At 67.9% G+C, this 16,892-nt stretch carries 17 protein-coding genes and 6 pseudogenes; 12 read left to right on the forward strand and 11 right to left on the reverse strand.

The genetic code is table 11. From position 1 onward, the window contains the following. The 3 genes and pseudogenes from J5X86_RS49110 to J5X86_RS49120 all read left to right on the forward strand — a co-directional run. A pseudogene (locus J5X86_RS49110) lies at positions 1-525 on the forward strand (acetyl-CoA C-acetyltransferase); the annotation flags it as partial. Between the two features lie 79 nt (positions 526-604). Continuing rightward, entirely contained in the window at positions 605-1,225 is a 621-nt protein-coding gene (locus tag J5X86_RS49115; protein WP_208523080.1) for a TetR/AcrR family transcriptional regulator, read from the forward strand. Between the two features lie 398 nt (positions 1,226-1,623). Next, positions 1,624-2,664: an MBL fold metallo-hydrolase gene (locus J5X86_RS49120; protein WP_208523081.1), complete on the forward strand. Its 1,041-nt coding sequence runs from the start codon at positions 1,624-1,626 to the stop codon at positions 2,662-2,664. Positions 2,665-2,961: 297 nt separating this feature from the next. Here the strand turns inward: J5X86_RS49120 and J5X86_RS49125 are convergent, their stop codons facing one another. Together J5X86_RS49125 and J5X86_RS49130 are read right to left on the reverse strand one after the other, a co-directional pair. Continuing rightward, the gene (locus tag J5X86_RS49125) at positions 2,962-4,596 is read right to left on the reverse strand and encodes an FAD-dependent monooxygenase (protein ID WP_208523082.1); all 1,635 of its coding nucleotides are present in this window, start codon (positions 4,594-4,596) and stop codon (positions 2,962-2,964) included. After that, a complete protein-coding gene (locus J5X86_RS49130; RefSeq protein ID WP_208523083.1) occupies positions 4,593-6,008 on the reverse strand; it encodes an FAD-binding oxidoreductase in 1,416 nt (471 codons plus the stop codon). The genes J5X86_RS49125 and J5X86_RS49130 overlap by 4 nt, the downstream gene beginning before the upstream one ends. Between J5X86_RS49130 and J5X86_RS49135 the strand changes: the two genes are divergently transcribed. Further along, entirely contained in the window at positions 6,007-6,744 is a 738-nt protein-coding gene (locus J5X86_RS49135; RefSeq protein ID WP_208523084.1) for a TetR/AcrR family transcriptional regulator, read from the forward strand. The two genes, J5X86_RS49130 and J5X86_RS49135, sit on opposite strands and share 2 nt — an antisense overlap. 236 nt (positions 6,745-6,980) lie before the next feature. Here J5X86_RS49135 and J5X86_RS49140 read toward each other — a convergent pair. Next, a pseudogene (locus J5X86_RS49140) lies at positions 6,981-7,190 on the reverse strand (IS5/IS1182 family transposase); the annotation flags it as partial. Here J5X86_RS49140 and J5X86_RS49145 point away from each other — a divergent pair. Then, positions 7,189-7,721: pseudogene (locus J5X86_RS49145) on the forward strand (IS5 family transposase); the annotation flags it as partial. The pseudogenes J5X86_RS49140 and J5X86_RS49145 sit on opposite strands and share 2 nt — an antisense overlap. On the opposite strand, the gene J5X86_RS49150 reads toward J5X86_RS49145, so the two are convergent. The 3 genes from J5X86_RS49150 to J5X86_RS51770 all read right to left on the reverse strand — a co-directional run bounded on the left by J5X86_RS49150 (position 7,714) and on the right by J5X86_RS51770 (position 8,731). Beyond that, on the reverse strand, positions 7,714-7,998 hold the full coding sequence (locus tag J5X86_RS49150) for a hypothetical protein (protein WP_208523085.1): 285 nt from the start codon (positions 7,996-7,998) through the stop codon (positions 7,714-7,716). The pseudogene J5X86_RS49145 and the gene J5X86_RS49150 sit on opposite strands and share 8 nt — an antisense overlap. Before the next feature lie 77 nt (positions 7,999-8,075). Then, positions 8,076-8,372 carry a hypothetical protein gene (locus J5X86_RS51765; protein ID WP_243983315.1) on the reverse strand — a complete coding sequence of 99 codons (297 nt, stop codon included), beginning with the start codon at positions 8,370-8,372 and terminating at the stop codon, positions 8,076-8,078. Positions 8,373-8,380: 8 nt separating this feature from the next. Then, positions 8,381-8,731: a Ku protein gene (locus J5X86_RS51770; RefSeq protein ID WP_308124986.1), complete on the reverse strand. Its 351-nt coding sequence runs from the start codon at positions 8,729-8,731 to the stop codon at positions 8,381-8,383. On the opposite strand from J5X86_RS51770, the gene J5X86_RS49160 reads away from it, so the two are divergent. From J5X86_RS49160 to J5X86_RS49170, 4 genes are read left to right on the forward strand one after another with little or no spacing between them, the layout of a single operon-like run. Then, positions 8,676-9,020, forward strand: coding sequence for a hypothetical protein (locus J5X86_RS49160; protein ID WP_243983316.1), 345 nt, complete (start codon positions 8,676-8,678; stop codon positions 9,018-9,020). The genes J5X86_RS51770 and J5X86_RS49160 overlap by 56 nt on opposite strands. After that, the gene (locus J5X86_RS52335) at positions 9,017-10,036 is read left to right on the forward strand and encodes a xanthine dehydrogenase family protein molybdopterin-binding subunit (protein ID WP_279595810.1); all 1,020 of its coding nucleotides are present in this window, start codon (positions 9,017-9,019) and stop codon (positions 10,034-10,036) included. The genes J5X86_RS49160 and J5X86_RS52335 overlap by 4 nt, the downstream gene beginning before the upstream one ends. Positions 10,037-10,055: 19 nt before the next feature. Continuing rightward, a complete protein-coding gene (locus J5X86_RS52340) occupies positions 10,056-11,225 on the forward strand; it encodes a molybdopterin cofactor-binding domain-containing protein (protein WP_308124988.1) in 1,170 nt (389 codons plus the stop codon). Between the two features lie 22 nt (positions 11,226-11,247). Continuing rightward, positions 11,248-11,703 (forward strand): lipocalin-like domain-containing protein, encoded by a 456-nt coding sequence (locus J5X86_RS49170; RefSeq protein ID WP_208523087.1) that lies wholly within the window; start codon positions 11,248-11,250, stop codon positions 11,701-11,703. Between the two features lie 319 nt (positions 11,704-12,022). On the opposite strand, the pseudogene J5X86_RS49175 reads toward J5X86_RS49170, so the two are convergent. From J5X86_RS49175 to J5X86_RS49185, 3 genes and pseudogenes are all read right to left on the reverse strand, one after another. Continuing rightward, positions 12,023-12,280 (reverse strand): annotated as a pseudogene (locus tag J5X86_RS49175) (transposase family protein); the annotation flags it as partial. Further along, positions 12,280-12,554 (reverse strand): annotated as a pseudogene (locus J5X86_RS52750) (helix-turn-helix domain-containing protein); the annotation flags it as partial. The pseudogenes J5X86_RS49175 and J5X86_RS52750, both read right to left, overlap by 1 nt. 404 nt (positions 12,555-12,958) lie before the next feature. Continuing rightward, positions 12,959-13,867, reverse strand: coding sequence for a LysR family transcriptional regulator (locus J5X86_RS49185; protein ID WP_208523089.1), 909 nt, complete (start codon positions 13,865-13,867; stop codon positions 12,959-12,961). Between the two features lie 240 nt (positions 13,868-14,107). Here J5X86_RS49185 and J5X86_RS49190 point away from each other — a divergent pair, with 240 nt between their 5' ends. Next, on the forward strand, positions 14,108-14,857 hold the full coding sequence (locus tag J5X86_RS49190) for an SDR family NAD(P)-dependent oxidoreductase (RefSeq protein WP_208523090.1): 750 nt from the start codon (positions 14,108-14,110) through the stop codon (positions 14,855-14,857). Positions 14,858-15,156: 299 nt separating this feature from the next. On the opposite strand, the gene J5X86_RS49195 is transcribed toward J5X86_RS49190, so the two are convergent. Beyond that, positions 15,157-15,986, reverse strand: a protein-coding gene (locus J5X86_RS49195) for an IS5 family transposase (RefSeq protein WP_374229505.1) whose coding sequence is annotated in 2 segments (ribosomal slippage) — positions 15,157-15,632 and positions 15,632-15,986 — 831 coding nt in all. Because the reading frame shifts where the segments join, the coding sequence is not laid out codon by codon here. 33 nt (positions 15,987-16,019) lie between these two features. Then, entirely contained in the window at positions 16,020-16,604 is a 585-nt protein-coding gene (locus J5X86_RS49200; protein ID WP_208523092.1) for a DinB family protein, read from the reverse strand. Between the two features lie 5 nt (positions 16,605-16,609). Between J5X86_RS49200 and J5X86_RS52345 the strand changes: the two genes are divergently transcribed. Next, positions 16,610-16,738 carry a hypothetical protein gene (locus J5X86_RS52345; protein ID WP_279595812.1) on the forward strand — a complete coding sequence of 43 codons (129 nt, stop codon included), beginning with the start codon at positions 16,610-16,612 and terminating at the stop codon, positions 16,736-16,738. A 50-nt stretch (positions 16,739-16,788) separates the two neighbouring features. Continuing rightward, a pseudogene (locus tag J5X86_RS51775) lies at positions 16,789-16,892 on the forward strand (IS5/IS1182 family transposase); the annotation flags it as partial.

Here is a 16,892-nt window from a genome sequence, read left to right on the forward strand (position 1 = left end):
GGGCCGCGCGCCGACACCACGCTGGAGAAGATGGCCGGGCTGAAGACCCTCACCGAGGACGGCCGGCTGACCGCCGCCGTCTCCAGCCAGATCTCCGACGGAGCCGCCGCCCTGCTGATCGCCTCCGGGGACGCGGTGAGCCGCCACGGCCTGACCCCGCTGGCCCGGGTGCACACCATGGCCGTCGTCCGCTCCGATCCGATCCACATGCTGACCGGTCCCATCCCCGCCACCGAGAAAGTCCTGGGCAAGGCTGGGCTGTCGATCGGCGACATCGATCTGGTGGAGATCAACGAGGCGTTCGCCTCCGTCGTCCTGGCCTGGCAGAAGGAGATCGGCGCCGACCCGGAGCGGGTCAACGCCTTCGGCGGCGCCATCGCGCTCGGGCATCCGCTCGGCGCCACCGGCGCCCGGCTGATGACCACGCTCGTCCACCAGCTGCACAGGACCGGCGGGCGCTACGGTCTGCAGACCATGTGCGAAGGCGGCGGCATGGCGAACGCGACAGTCGTGGAACGCCTGTGATCAACTCGATCGGCAACCGAGTTCAGCTTGGGTTTACCCCCGGGTACCGACAAGCGAGTGACAGCACGAGGGAGGGTCCATGACAAGGATCGTTGAACCGGAAGCGGGCCCGAGGTCCAAGCGTGCGGCGATCCTCACGGCTGCCGTCGACTGCTTCGGCGAGACCGGTTTCGAGGCCACCAAGTGGTCCACCGTGGCGGAGCGGGTCGGCATCGGCCAGACCGCCCTGTACCACTACTTCGAATCCAAGACCCACTGCCTGCTCACCATCATGCGGCTGGAGCTCGAGCGCTCCCACGACAAGTTCACCGAGGCGACCGAAGACGTTGCCGACCCGGTCGAGGCGCTGCGGGCCGCGGTCCATACGGCGTGCGACGTATCCGACTTCGAGGTCCTGCAGATGCGCATCCTGCAGAACCACATCGAGCTGCTCTCCGGTACACGCAAGTCCAAGCGCGAGGAGACGGAGCGCGTGGCGGCACGCCATCTGGTCCAGCTGGTCGAGCGGGACTGGGTGAACCTTCTCGTGCGGGGCATGTCCCAGGGGGCGTTTCCGCTGCGGGACGCGCAGCTGCTCGCCTCGAGCGTGCTCGGCCTCATCGTCAGTGTGTGGCGGTGGTACCGGCCGTCGGGGACGACGTCGCTGTCGGAGGTCAGCGAACTGATCGAGGAGGCCTGCGTGCGTATGGTCGCCACCTGACGGCCCGCGTCTCTCCCATAGGCTTCCTGGCCCCCTGGCGGGCGTACGAGCGTCTGCCAGGGGGCTTTGTCCTGCCCTCGGCCGCTCCGGGTGGCGATCCCGCATGCGGTCGGCGACCGGCTCTTGGCACGAGCATTTGGCCGAGGTATATTGAATTGAACTCAAATCAAATTCTCGATTAGTCGGCGCAGCCGCTGACAAGCCACCGGACCACAACGCGGCCGCCACCTGAAAAGGGCTCTGTCGAGGCGTCTGCGCGCATCCCTCGCCAGCATGAAGCCGGCGGCGGGCTGCGCCTCGTGCGTCTCGTGGCTGACTGGACCGCCATCCAGTCTCATGCGCAGGGCTGGCAAGCCTGCGCAGGCGTGATTACAGCGCTACCTCAGCAAGGGAGAGTCATGACGACGCGGTTCGACCAGGGCCTATGGGCCGAAGCAGGAGTCCAGACCATACAGCCCGGGGTACACCGCGTTCCCCTGCCACTGCCCAACGACCATCTGCACGCCGTCAACGTCTATCTACTGGAGGACCTGGCCGACGACGGTGGCCTCGTCATGATCGACGGGGGCTGGGCGATCCCCGAGGCCCGCAAGACGCTTGAGGAGGCGATGACCGCCATCGGCCGCGACCTCGGCGACATCAGCCACATCCTGGTCACCCATATCCACCGCGACCACTACACGCAGGCGGTGGAACTGCGCCGACTGCTCGGCTCGCGTATCTACCTGGGTGCGGGGGAGCGCCCCGGGCTGGAAATGATGGACCGGCGGCGCAGCGGCGAACCGGCAACCGCGCTCGAGACATTGCGGCGCGCAGGCGCCGGCGAACTGGCCGACCACATCAAGGCGATGGACCACAGCGGATACGACCCGAGTGTGTGGGAACCCCCCGACCGCTGGCTCGGCGCAGAGACCCTCCGCTTCGGCGACAGCGAGCTGCAAGTCCTCCCGACTCCCGGACACACCAGGGGACACGTGGTCTACCTGGACGAGCAGCGGGGGCTGCTGTTCTCCGGTGACCATGTCCTGCCCCACATCACCCCGTCCATCGGCTTCGAACTGGCCGACCTCGGCGGACTGCCGCTCGCCGACTACATGGACTCGTTGCGGCTCATGACCCGTTACGCCGACACACGGCTGCTCCCCGCGCACGGACCGGTGGCCCCCAGTGCGCACGACCGGGTCGCCGAGCTTCTCGCACACCACGACGACCGGCTGGGCAAGAGCCTGTCGGCCCTGGGAGAGAGCACTCTGGACGCCCATGCCGTCGCACGCAAGCTGAGCTGGACGCGCCGGGAGGTGTCCCTCGACGAGCTCAGCGCTTTCAACCAGATGCTCGCCATCAATGAGACGGCGGCGCACCTGGACGTCCTCGTACTGCGCCGCCGGGCAACGTCGACGTTCGTGAACGGGGTGGACATGTACACGCGCGTGCGGTGAGCCATTGAGCGACCTTCGCACCTCGGCCTCCCGTGTCCGCGGTGTGCGCTGCCACTCGGTGGGTGACGACGGGGGTGCATCGGTCAGGGGGACGCCGGTGTGCTCTTCTCCGGCAACGCCTCAGGTGAGATGGGCTACCGGGCGAGGGTCGAGTCCCACGCGCCTCACCACGCGCCACGCGGTAGAAACCTTCTGACCTGCGGAGGTGCGAGAACGGGAGTCGCCGCGCCGACGCGGTGACTCCCGCTCACTCGTTCAAACCAAGGTCCAGGGGACACGCAGGGGCAAGTGGCCGGTTCAGGGGGCAGCGGGGCCTTCACGCCGCCTCGCGGCGTCTGTTCGGCGCCCGGCGGACGGTCCGGGGGTGGTGAAGACGCCGGCATGCCGCCACGACAGGTACGCGGTCACCTCGGCCGGATCGTGGGTGGCCAGCGCGATGTATCCGTCGGGCCGGACGAGGAACAGCCCCGTGTCGGCGTACGCCCTGTGCGCGTGTCCTGCGGTGTCGATGATGTCGGCGGTTCGGATATGCGCCGTGGCATCGCTCACCCGGTAGGCGTGGACCGTGCCTTCGGCTCCCTCGGGGAGTTGTGGCATGGGGCTGTCGCCGAAGGCCAGCACGGTGAAGTGCGGGCCGCGGAAGACGTCGAAGAGGCGTATGGGGGAGCCTGCCCGGTCCGTGCAGGGGGCGTCTGGCGCCCGGTCGCCCGCTTGCAGGGCGTCGTCGGCCAGAGCCTCCCGCCGCTCCTCGGCCAAGGGGCTGTCGCGGTAGTGCAGATCGAGTTGGTGGGTGTCGCTTCCTCGCTGGGAGAAGCCCGTATCGGTGTCCTTCCGGTCCTCGCCCAGGATCCGGGTGGTCCGCTCGAGCAGATCGGCGGCGACCTTCCGGCGTTCGGCCTGGTAGCTGTCCAGCAGGGTCGGCGGGGCGCCGTGGAGCAGGACCGCCCCGAGTTTCCAGCCGAGGTTGTAGGCGTCCTGCACGCTGGTGTTCAGGCCCTGTCCGCCGGTGGGTGAGTGGGTGTGCGCCGCGTCTCCCGCGAGGAAGACACGGCTGACGCGGAAGCGGTCGGCCATCGCGGCCCGGGGGCGCAGGACAGAGGACCAGCGGATCTCGCGGATCGTCAGGTCGTGTCCTGTGCGGTGCTGGAGAAGGTGTTGCAGCGCGTCGGGGCGGGCGTCGCGGTCGGCGTCCGGCTGCGCGTCGGGGGCGGTGAAGAGCAACAGGAAGTAGAAGGTCTCGGCTCCTTTGATCGGGCTCAGGGACACCATGCCGCCCGGGGCCGTCGGCCAGACGTTCCAGTGGTCGCGGCTGAGGCCGTCGATCATTGCGTCGCCGATGAGCATCGGCGGGGAGTCGAGCATGGCGCCGTCGAAGCCCACGTCGAGGGACTTGCGCACGGTGGAGCGTCCGCCGTCGGCGGCCACGAGGTAGCGGGCCCGGATCAGGTCCTCCGCTCCGCCGGGGCGTCGTACCGTGGCGGTGACCGCGTCCGTGTCCTGGGTGAGGGTGGTCAGTTCGCTGCCGAACTCGACCCGGCCGCCGAGTTGTTCAAGGCGCGTGGTGAGGATCTCCACCGTGCGCCATTGGGGCAGCATCCACATCTCCCCGTACGGCCGGTCCGGCGTCGGGTCGTGGCGTTCCAGCATGTCGAAGGTGCCGAGTCGCGTGTTGCCGTCCCAGCGCATGATCAGCGGGTAGGTGCCGCCGGCGGCGTGTACGGCTTCGAGGACACCGAGGTCCTCGAAGATCTCCCTGGTGCGCGGCTGGATGCCCGCGCCGCGGGTGCCCGGGAATCCCCGTCCGCCGCGCTCCACGATCCGGCAGCCGACACCACGCCGCGCCAGGTCGCAGGCGAGGGTGAGTCCGGTGGGTCCGGCGCCCACGATCAGGACATCCGTGTCGTACGTGTCCCTCGATGCTTCCCTCCTCATTCGGCGCTCGCCGGGGTGATGTTCTTGTTGAAGCGGAGCAGGTTGTGCGGGTCCCAGGCAGCCTTGACCGCGCGCAGCCGCTGGTGCTTGGCCTCGCTGCCATGCACGCCACGTCGCCAGTCCGCGCCCAGGTCCTCGGTGAGGTTGGTGTAGCCGTTGGGTAGGGAATGGGGCCGCACGGCCGCGTTGACAGCCGTCGCCCACTGCTCGTGCTCCGGGTCGTGTTCCGGCGTGTCCCACATGCTGACGGCCTCCCACAGCCAGGCGGCACCTTCGCGGGAGAAGGCCATGGCGTCCTCGGCGACGTCGTCGGAGATCGCCCCGCCCATGCACCAGAGGTTGACGTTGGCGGCGGCTCCGGGGTTCGACGGTGCGGCGGCGATGTTCGCCAAGAGGATGCCGATGACGTCGGAGGACAGTTCTGGCAGGTAGCCGCCGCGCAGATTCATGCGCTTGCCGTACGGGGCCACGGCGTCGAGCATGGTGTTCGCCTGCAACCACGGCATCTTCGTGACGAGGTTGGCCACCGGTCGGCCGAGCGCGGCGAGCGGCTCGCTGACCTCATCGGCCGTTGCCGGATCCCCGCTGTGGACCGGGACGAGGACCAGGACCGGCTTGCCGTGTGCCTCCGCGGGGAGCATCGGCAGTGCGGGTGCGGGGGCGATCGCGGCCAGCAGGCCCAGCTCTCGCGGGGCCGTGGCCATGTGTGCCGTGAGCTTGCCGAGGACGTCGGCCGCCTGGTCGAACGGGAAGATCAGCTGTCCGGCCACGACGTCGGGGCCGACCGGGTGTGCGCGGTACTCGAACGCGGTGACGGCGCCGAAGTTGCCGCCCCCGCCGCGCAGCGCCCAGAACAGCTCGGGGTTCTCGGCTTCGTCGGCGCGGACCTTACGGCCGTCGACGGTGACCATCTCGCAGGCCAGCAGATTGTCGACAGTGGCGCCGTAGCGGCGCATCAGGTGGCCGATGCCGCCGCCCAGGGTCAGCCCGGCCACGCCGGTGGTGCTGACGGTGCCGGCGGGTACGGCGAGGCCGTGCCGCTGGGCGGCGGCGTCCAACTCGCCGAGCAGGACGCCCGGTTGGGCCCGCACCACCCGGGTCTCGGGATCGACGGTGATCGCCTTCATGGCCGAGAGGTCGACGACCAGCGCGCCGCCGGGCATCGCGTGACCGTCCGAGCCGTGACCGCCGCCGCGCACGGCCACGGGAATGCCGCGGGCGGAGGCGTAGCGCAGGACGGTCGCGACGTCGTCCTCGTCGGCGCACCGCGCGATCAGAGCGGCTCCGTAGTCGGCGGCGCGGCCCTGATACAGCGCACGCGCCGTGTCGTACAGGTCGCCGTCGCCGGGCCTCAGCGCCAGGCCACGAAAGGCGGTGGGGAAATCGGCATGGGGGTCTGCCGACAGGTTCATGCGGGGCCTCCTCGGGTGCGCTAACCGGAAATTCAATTTCCGGTTACTTGATGGGAGGGTAACATCGGAGATAGATGAGCCCCACCACGCCCCCGGCGACCGTCCGCTTCGCGCCGACGCGCGCCAGAACGTCGAACAGATCATCCTGGTAGCCCAGGACGTCTTCGCCGACCTCGGCTACCAGGCGTCCATCGCCGAGGTCGCCCGGCGCTCGGGCCTCGGCATGGGCACCATCTACCGGCATTTCCCGAACAAGACGGTCCTGGTGAAACGCATCGCGATCAAGGTGATGCGGGAGAGCCTGGCCCAGGTGCGGCGCGCACTGGCCGAGGAGCCGGGTTCTTGGACCGTCTTCACCCGGGTGGTACGCCACATGATGCGACTGCGCAGCGGCCAGCTCTTCCCGGTCTCCCGGGGACGCGCCACAGAGCCGGGACCCGAGCTTGCCGGTATCCGCACAGAGCTCCGCACCGCTCTGCAGGATCTGGTGGCCCGGACGCAGCGGGCGGGAGTCATGCGCGACGACGTGAACGCCTTCGATGTCGTTCTGATGCTCAACCTGATCCCACCGCGCCTGCCCGACGCGGATGACGGCACCCGGACGGCCGACCCGGCCGAACGCTACATCGGCGTACTCCTCGACGGGCTGCGGGCCCCCGGCTCCGATATCCTGGCTCAACCGGCTCCCGGCCGCCGGGAGATCGATCAGTTCTTTCGGACCGTGCACGGTCTGTGACCAACGTCCGCGGCCCAAGGGGGCCGTTCATCGCCCAACAGCGCCCACAGGACGTTGACCCGGCGGAGATGCCGGTTCGAGGGACAGCAGCCGAGCCAGGTGTTGGATAACCCGGCACATGGTGGCGGGCGAGATGCCGAAGTGTCGTCTCCACCGACAACGGCTCAGCCCTCAACACCCCACTCATGGGAAATGCCCAGTCTCACGGCCTACTGCAACAGGCTTTACACCGTGTCCTACATGGTCGTCGGTTTGAGGAGGCGTCTGTAGCGGCGGAGAGCGGCGGCGAGGCCGAGGAAGGCCAGGTAGTTGCGGGGATGGCGCTCGTAGCGAGGTGACAGGCGGTGGTTGCCGGTCAGCCAGGAGATCGTTCGCTCGATCACCCGCCTTCGGCGGCCCGGTCGCTCGCTTGAGTCGATTCCTTTGCGGGCGATACGGACGCCGATCCCGCCGGTTTTCGGTCCGTCCGGTGCCACCGCTCACCGCGGGTTCATGGAGTGGTCCCGGGTGCGGGCGTGGGCGAAGCTGCACCGCCTGGTGCTGGACGAGCTCGGCTCGCGTGGTGAGCTGGACTGGTCGAGGTGTGCGATCGACTCAGTGAACGTGAGGGCCCTCAAAGGGGGGATCTGACGGGTCCGAATCCTGTGGATCGGGGCAAGAAGGGCTCGAAGATCCACTTGATCACCGAGCGGACCGGACTGCCGCTCTCGATCGGTATACCCGGCGCGAACTTTCACGGCAGCCGGGCCCTTGAGCCGCTCGTACGCGGGATCCCGCCCATCCGTTGCCGCCGCGGACCACGCCGCCGAAGGTCGGCCAAGTTCCACGGCGACAAGGGTTAGGACTATGACCACCTGCGCCGATGGCTACGACAGCGCGGCATCCGGCACCGCATCGCCCGCAAAGGAATCGAGTCCTCCAAGCGGCTGGGCCGACACCGGTGGACCATCGAACGCACGATGTCCTGGTCTAAGGGGCGCCTGCCCGCTGCCGCTGCCGCTCCCCGTCGGTGTGCGCCTTGCCCATCAGCGAGCCTTCTTCCTGCTCGTAGTGGGACAGGGCGAGGCCGAGGCAGAAGAAGGTGGGTGCCCACTCGCCGACGAAGATGCCCCACCGGTCTGCCCGGTCGAGGCCCTTACCGGGTTCGATGCGGAGGGAAGTGGCCCATGTGAAGACTGACAGGCCGATGGAGGCGACGGCGGCGATGTAGGCGTGCTCCGAGCGCAGGCCGATGTCGTGCAGCTTCTTGATCACGGCGGTGCTCCTTCGGGAAGTCCCCCCTCAGGTCCACCCTCGTATGCCCATGTTTCGGCGGGTGACGCAGGACGGGTTCAGGACGCGGGCCGCTTCTTCGCCGGAGCCATCTTGGCGGGGGCCTTCTTCTTGAGCCGCATCTCCCGCGCCTGGCCTTCGCCGCCTTCCCCGCCGCAGGCCTGCTTCGCGGACCGCACGCTGTCCTGGAGGGCGGACATGAGGTCGACGACCTTGCCTTTCGGCTCGGCCGGCGCCTCCATCTCGGCTGGCGCGTGCCCCTCGGCTTTGGCTTCGATGACGGCTTCCATGGCCTCCCGGTACTGATCCCGGTACTGGCAGATGTCGGTGCCCCCGATGGCGTCCATGAGGGCCATGGCCTCCTCTACCTCGGCTCGGAGATCTCGACACGCTTGGGAGCGATGCCTTCCGCGCTGCGGATCTCATCGTCCCAGTGCATGAGCTGGAGGACGGTGGCGTCGCCGACGACTCGCAGTGCGCCGAGCCGCTCGCGGTTGTGCCATGCGAATTCGGCGATGGCGATCTTGTCGCTGCGCTTGAGAGCTTCCCGTAGCAGCACATGCGGCTTTGTGGCGACGGCGCCGTCTCCTTGGAGGCAGTACGGCTTGCCGTAGCGGATGGCGTCAAGCCGGTCCTCGGGCACGAACGCCTGCACGTCGATGGCCTTCGCGGCGGGCAGGGGAAGGTCGTCGAGCTCCTGGTCATTTCTGGGCACGAGCTGCTATGAGTTCGCGCTTGCCTCTGCGGCGGCTGCCGTGGTGCTCGGCGACGACGTCATCCGCTGGGTTCGGGTGGGCCTCGGCGGCGTGGCCACCGTGCCGTGGCGCGCCGTGGAGGCGGAGGCGGTACTGACCGGGAGCCGAGCCGGCATCGAGGTGTTCACGAACGCCGCCCGCGCCGCGCTTGCCGGAGCCGAGCCACATCCGCAGAACGCCTTCAAAGTGGAACTGGCCCAGCGCACACTCGTGCGCTCGCTGCAGACCATTACGGGGGTCAGCGCATGACGACGACCTCACGTTCCCGGCTGCTCGGGACCGGCATCAACCGCGTCGACGGGCCGCTGAAGGTGGCCGGCAGAGCGCCGTACCCCAGCGACTTCGCATACCCGGGTATGGCTCACGCGGTGCTGGTGCGCAGCACAGTCGGCTCCGGGCGGATCACGGAGATCGACACCACGGACGCCGAGCACGGCCCCGGGGTGGTGCTCGTGCTCACCCACCTCAACGCCGGGCAGGTGAAGAGGGGGCCCATGACACCCCTGGGCGTCTCCCCGCCCGCGCCTTTGCAGGACGACGTGATCCTTCACTACGGCCAGATCGTCGCGGTGGTCGTGGCGGAGATCTTCGAGGGGGCCACTGAGGTGGCGGACCTGGTCCACGTCGGCTACTCGACGGCTCCGGCTCTCCTCGAACTGGACGATCCACGCGCCGCGCGGCGCACGAACCCGTGGGGGCGGGACGCCGAGTGGGGCGACGCGGCCGGTGCGCTGACCGATGCCGAGGTCGTGCTGGACGAGATCTACCTCACCGTCGACAACACCAACAACCCCATGGGGCCCCTCACCACGGTCGCCCGTTGGGAGGGCGACACCCTCCTGGTCAACAATTCGACGCAATGGGCCTCCTTGGAAGCCACATCCTTGGCAACGGCCTTCGGCATTCCCGAAGAGTCCGTCCACGTCATGGCCCCCTACGTCGGCGGTGGCTTCGGAGCCGGCCTCCGGGTTTGGCAACACGTCGTCCTGACAGCCCTGGCGGCCCGCGTGACCCGCCGCCCCGTCAAACTCGTCCTCACCAGGCCGCAGATGTTCACCGCGTGCGGCCACCGGCCCAAGGGACGGCAGAGGGTGCGGATCGGCGCGACCCGTGACGGCAGACTCACGGCCATCCACCACGAGGCGCTCACGGCAACCGCCGACGACGACAATTTCGAGCCCACCGCAACCGTGTCCGCCACTTCCTGTGCCTGCCCGAACGTCTCCACCCGGGACATCCAGGCCCGCCTGAACAGGCCCGCCTGAACCTCCCGGTCCCGATTCGATGCGGGGCCCGGGAGCGGCGACCGGCAACTATGCCCTGGAATGCGCGATGGACGAGCTGGCGTACAAGCTCGACTTGGACCCGCTGGAGCTGCGCTTGCGCAACGACGCCGCCGTCCATCCCCCGTCGGGGCTGCCCTGGTCCAGCCGGGCGCACAAGGAATGCCTGGAGCGCGGTGCCGAGCTCTTCGGGTGGCCGCGGCGCATGCCTGAACCGCGCTCGATGCGCCAGGGCGACATGCTCGTCGGCTACGGTCTGGCGGCCGTCGGCTATCCGTGGTTCCGTGCCCGCTGCCGGGCGCGCGTCACTATCCGCCACGACGGCACGGCCTACGTCTGCAGTGCGGGAACGGAAATCGGCAATGGCGCGTACACCGTCTTCGTGCAGCTGTCGGCGGAGCTGCTGGGGCTGGACCCCGAGGAGATCACCTTCGGGCTCGGAGAATCGACCATGCCGTTGGCTCCGCAGACGGGCGGATCCGGGCTCACAGGCGCGGTCGGCAGCGCGGTTCACGAAGCCTGCCGAGGGCTCGTCAGCGACTTCGTGGTTCTCGTTGGGGACGACAGCGACTCCCCGCTGCGAGGATGCACGATTGACGACGTGGAGGTCGGCGATGGTGGTATCCGACGGTGCGGCGACCTGTCCCAGTCCGAGTCGTATCGGGACATCCTGGCCCGTCACCGCCTGCCGGAGCTGACTGCCGACGGCGAGAGCGTTCCTTTGACGCCGCAGGAACTGGGCATGGCGCCGGCCGGCGCCTTCGGGGCGAAATACGTCGAGGTACATGTCGACGCGGACCTGGGTCGCATTCGAGTCGCCCGGGCCCTCTCTGTCATCGACGGCGGTCGCATCCTCAACGAGAAGACCGCGCGCAGTCAGATCATCGGCGGGACGGTCGGCGGTATCGGGATGGCTCTTTTCGAGGAGACGGTCAGTGACACCGGCTCCGGACGCATCGCCAACGCCACCCTCGGCGACTACATCGTTCCCGTCAACGCCGATATCCCCGACATGCAGGTCGAATTCGTCGGCTCGTGGGACCGCGCCAACCCGATCGGCACCAAGGGCATCGGAGAGATCGGCCTCGTGCCCGCCATTGCCAACGCGGTCTTCCATGCCACGGGCCGCCGTATTCGCTCCCTGCCCATCACCATGGACCAGCTGTTGTGAAACGATGCGTAGGCGCGCTCCCATGACCCCTGCCGAACTTCGTTCCGCCCTCATCGGGACCTGGCGCCTGGTGTCCTACGAGGCCACGGCCGTGGACGACGGGGCGGTGGTGCGTCCGTATGGGGAACACCCCGTGGGCATCATCATGTACTCCGCCGACGGGTGCATGTCCGCCCAGATCGCCAAGCCGGGCCGGCCGTCGTTCGATGAGGAAAGGCAGGAGTACGGACGCCAGGAGGAACTGGCCGACGCGGCCCGCAACTACCTGGCCCACACCGGCCGCTTCCGCATTCCGGACGGCGGCACTGTCGTGCATGAGGTCATTTTGAGCCTTTTCCCGAACTGGATGAGAGGCGCGCAGCTCAGGGTGGCACACCTGGGTGGGAGTACGTTGCAGCTGGCCCTTCCGGCGGCTGTGAGCATCCACGGCAAACAGCGCACCGGGGTCCTGACTTGGGAGCGGGTGCAAGCGGACTGACCTGATCCAGAGCCTGTGCTCCGTGGCCTTCGGCGGCGGTGCGGGTCGATCAGCCCGGCGCTGTGCTCTCGGCAGCCCAGTGGGAGCTCAAGGAGCAGAGCGGCAAGGCAGCTGGCTGTGGGGGAGCTTGAAACTCACGGACGCCGGTGATGCTGCTCGTTTTGGGCATCGGCCGGCGTCCGCTCTTCCGCTACCGGCTACCAGCCGTCCAGTGAACCCACGAAGGTCCGCAGGTCGCCGACGTACAGCTCCGGCTGCTCCATCGCGGCGAAGTGCCCGCCCCGGTCGAACTCCGGCCAGTGAGCTCCTTCCAGCCTCGGTTTGAGCTGTTCAGGTGCGGGGTGAGGACGACCTGGACGATGCTCATGATCCGGGTGGTGGAGCATCGTAGCTTGCGCAGGAGTCGCCAAGTCTTGAGGGCGGCCATGGTCTGCTCGACGAGCGCGCGGATCTTGGCATGGGGCCGTTTGACGGCCTGTTGACCGGCGGACAGCTTCTCCCAACGCTCCCAGAAGGGAAGGCGGACGGTGCCGCCGGCGCCGCGGTAGCCCTTGTCGGCCCAACACGCCACGCCGGCGGATAGCGGGAGGTCTTCCAGGTCTTCAGGCGTCGAAACGAGACGCCTTCCTCGCGGAGCAGGATGCGCAGGCCCTCGTGGCTGATGTCGTCGACCACCCCTCGGCAACCAGGAAGTCCGCCAGCCTGGTCAGGCTCCAGATGGAGAACGGCAGGTCGTGCTCGGGAGGCTCGGACTTCGCGATCTTCTTGATCTCGCGCCGCTCGGGCAGCGTGAACGTCTTGGGATGGCCGCCCTTGTACTTCGGATGGAGCGAATCGCAGCCGTCGGCGTTCTCCTCGATCCCGATGCCCGTCGGCCGGGGCCTTCAGCAGCCGGTCCAGCTCGTTCCCGGCTTCGTCGTATCCGGCGTCGGCGATCCGTTGCAGTTCGCGCAGGTCGCCGGTCGCGGCCGCGCGTCGGGTGAGCAGGAACCCGGCGTGCATGGACCCCTCGTCCAACAGCTCGCTCAGCTTGCCGAGGTCGCCGGCTGCCTCGGCGAGGTCGGCCAGCCGGTCCAAAGCGGTCTCGTTGCCCTGATCGGCCAGCTCGCGCAGGCTCTCCCGATCGACATTCAGTGCCTGTTTCTGAACCCCGTATCGGCAGGTCAAAAGGCTGAGCGGTGGAGACAGGGCGGCATCGTGAATGGCTTCGGGGCCCGAGGTCGTTCCATATTGGTGCAACGTGGAAAGTGAACGCTCAAACAGTTGCGGGCTGAGAGAGGAGGCCTGTACCGCACCAGTTCTGCTGGTTGAGATGGTCGAGCATGGCCGTCTCTGCCGAACCCGGATTGCGCCGCACGCCGACGAGGACGGGCTCGGTCAGGGAGGGCAGTAGCGGGCAGGCCAGTTCTTCGAAGCCTTCGGGGATGGCCGAGGCCGGGACCACAGTGACGCCCAAGCCCTGCGCCACGAGCCGCACCGCAGTGGAGATCTGTGACGCTCGGGCCACCGTGTGCGGGCTGAGGCCCGCGTTGGCGAGCAGGCGGGCGAGGTAGTCGTCGAGCAGGCTGGCGCGCCGGAACCGGATCCACCCCTCTGACGCCAGGTCTTCCAGGCGCAGGGCGGCGCTGTCCGAGAGAAGCGGGTGCCCCTTCGGCAAGACGGCGACGTAGGCTTCCTCGCCCAGAGGGTGAATGTCGAAGGTGCACCCGGCGGGGATGTGGTGCACGAGGACCATGTCGAGGGTTCCCTGGCGGACCAGTCGTTCCATGTCCGCGGGATCGGGCTCCTCGTGGAGAGTCACCTGCAGCTTCGGGTGGCGATTGCGCAGTTGCCCCAATACCTGGGGCAGCTGGCGTGCTCCCAGGCCCATGTGGACAGCGATGATGAGTTCGCCTGCCAGTTCCCCGTTGGCGGCGCGTGCGGCCGTGATGGCACGCCGGGATGCGGTCGTCGCGATCTTCGCCTCTGCGAGGAAAGCCCGCCCTGCCACCGTCACCGTCACCCCGCTCGGGGTGCGGGTGAACAGCTGCACCCCGAGGTGCTTCTCCAAGGTGCCGATCTGCTGCGACAGAGAGGGCTGAGTGACCCGCAGACGTTCTGCTGCCGCTGTCATGGAGCCCTCGTCGGCGACGGCCAGGGCGTATTCGTATTGGCGCAGGTTCATTCGAATCCAACCTTCGACATGACATAGGAGATGTCAATGCAGAGTATACGTTGCCACTATTTGCCTCTATGCCGGGCCGGTCCTACCGTGGTGCACGCCCAGCGCAGCCACCAGGGCCGGAAAGCTGCGGGACGGCAGGCGCGTCCTGCAGGCACGCAAGTCCTGCGACGCCAGCTGTCAAAAGCAGGATGAGGCAAAGCAATGTGTCCGGTGCTCACAGTCTCGACTCAAGGAGAAAGCATGCGTCTCGCGAATAAGGTAGCCCTCGTCACTGGCGGGAGCGCGGGCCTTGGTGTGGCGATTGCCCAGAGATTCGGAAGTGAAGGCGCCCACGTCTACATCACGGGGCGACGGAAGGAGGCGCTCGAAGCCGCGAAGGCTTCCATTGAGGGACATGTCACGGCGGTCACCGCGGACGCTACAGTGTCGGGTGATCTCGACAATTTGGTCGAGGCTATCCGTCAGGAGAGCGGGCACCTCGATGTGATCGTCGCGAACGCTGGAAGCATTGAGCGGATGAGCTTCGGGGACGTGACCGAGGAACACTTCGACCGCACATTCGACCTCAATGCCCGCGGCACACTGTTCACCGTCCAGAAGGCGCTGCCGATTCTACGAACGGGCGGCTCGATCGTTTTGCTGGGCTCGATCACGGCATTCAAGGGGGATCCCGGGGCAGGGGCTTACAGCGCGGCGAAGGCCGCCGTGCGTTCCTACGCGCGCACGTGGGCGGCAGAGTTCGGCGACCGGGGTCTTCGGGTCAACGTGCTGAGTCCGGGGCCGATCGACACGCTCATCATCGACGGACAGGCCGAGTACTTCGGTCAAGATCCAGTAGCTCTCCGAGCCCACATGAGTACCCTTGTCCCGATGGGCCGCCTCGGGCTTCCCGAGGAGATCGCCAATGGTGCGCTGTTTCTCGCCTCGGACGAGAGCAGTTTCATGACAGGTGCAGAACTCTGCATCGACGGCGGTATGGCTCAGGTATAGCCCGCTTTGGCCGGAGCAGAACTGGGCATGAGCTTGTCCTACGGTTTTGGTGCGGGATTACTCCGCTCATTCGTAGGATCGGTGAGTTCGAGAACTCCGGGTACGGCAGTTAGCTTGTCGCCGTTCGATGGCTGAAAACTTGGCCGCTCGGGAACTGCTGACGGTCAGTCGCGTTGAACCTCGGGGGAGGTCGACTATGCGCTCCTGCGGGAACTTCGACGGGTGATCTGCCTGGCTATAAGGGTGATCGCGGCCCAGGTGATGAGCGATTCCGATTCTCTGAACTATTAGAGGTTGTCTCACGTGGCAAGTTTCGCGAGCTTCTTGTAGCAGGTCAGGGCGGCGGCCAGGCCGAGGAAGGCGAGGAAGTGCGAGCCCTTTCGTTCGTATCGGACGGTGAGGCGGCGGTAGCCGAAGAGCCAGGCGATCGACCGTTCGATCTTCCAGCGGTGCCGACCGAGGCGTTCGCCGGACTCGATGCCGGGCCGCGCGATGCGCGCGACGAGCCCGCGCTCGCGCAGCCAGGCCAGGTGTTCGGCGGAGAAGTACGCCTTGTCCGCGCGGAGTTTGACGGGTCGGCGCCGCCGTGGTCCCCGGCGGGACCGGACGGCGGGTATGCCGCGGATGAGCGGTTTGAGGGCGAGGCTGTCGTGCATGTTCGCGCCGGACACGGCGACGGCGAGCGGGATGCCCTGGGCATCGGACAGCACGTGCAGCTTGCTGCCCTTCTTGCCGCGATCGACCGGGTTCGGCCCGGTCAGCGATCCCCCCTTTTGGCGCGAACGGAGGCCGCGTCGACGATCGCCGAGGTCCAGTCCACCTCGTCGCGGGCCCCGAGTTCGTCCAGCACCGCGCGGTGCAGCCGACGCCGCAGGCCGGCCTCGGTCCATACCGTGAAGCGGTGATGCGCGGTGGCGGGCGACGTGCCGAACGTCGGCGGCAGATGCCGCCAGGCACAGCCGCTGGTCAGCGCGTACACCACTGCCGTGAACACGGCCCGCTCGTCACGCGGAGCGGTCCCACCACCTTGCGGACGAGCAGCGAACGACGGCAGCAACGGGGCGGCCAGCTCCCAGAGTTCATCAGGAACCAGGCGCTTCGATAGATCAGCACCCACGACCGGCAGCATGCCGCACGAACATCAAGTCACGTGAGACAACCTCTAAGCCTTGATTGGTGCGGCCGACCTGGCGGCCTGCTCGATCTTCGCGCAGTAGGCTGCGCGGGCTTCCTCGTCGATCTGCTTCTCGTTTTCGGCGCGCACCCCGGTCCGGCCGTCGAGGCCCTCGCGCAGGATATCGGCGTGCCCGGCATGCCGGATGGACTCGCCGAGGACATGGACCATGATGGCGAACAGGTTCGTGTTGGGATAAGGCTCCGGCCACCACGGCACGTGGCCGGGGGCGTCGAGGGGAAGCTCGTTGATCGTCGCGTCCGAGTGTTCCCACGTGCGCCGGTAGAACCCGATGATCTGATCGCGGGTCTCGTCCTCGGTCGCCCACAGATCGCTGCCGTTGGAGTCCTGCCACCGGGGCAGCGGTTCCGGGGAAGGGCGGTCGAAGACCTCGCCGAAGTACCTGGCCTCGACGGTGGCCACGTGTTTGACCAGGCCGAGGAGGTTGGTCCCGGTCGCTGTCAAAGGTCGGCGGGTGTCGTATTCGGACAAGCCGTCGAGTTTCCAGAGCAGCACCTTGCGGTCCCGCCGCAGTCTCCCGTACAGGTTGTCTTTCGCGAATTCATCGATCATGCGGCATGAGCCTGCCATGGGCTGCTCGTGGTCTCAAGATCCCGTACATGGTCCGCAACGACTGGCAGAGCCGAGGCCTGGCCATGGCCGCCGCCCTGACCTGCTACAAGAAGCTCGCGAAACTTGCCACGTGAGACAACCTCTTACACCGTGTCCTACATGGTCAGTTGGTCGTTGGCCGAGTATGGGGAGTGGACGGTGGGGATGGATCGTGCCGGTGGGGCTGTGGGAGATCGCCAGGCCGTTGCTGCCGTCGGCGCGAGTGCGGCCGCAAGGCGGCGGGGTGGC

Source organism: Streptomyces sp. NEAU-YJ-81, from assembly GCF_017592595.1.
GTDB classification, from domain to species: Bacteria; Actinomycetota; Actinomycetes; order Streptomycetales; family Streptomycetaceae; genus Streptomyces; species Streptomyces hygroscopicus_B.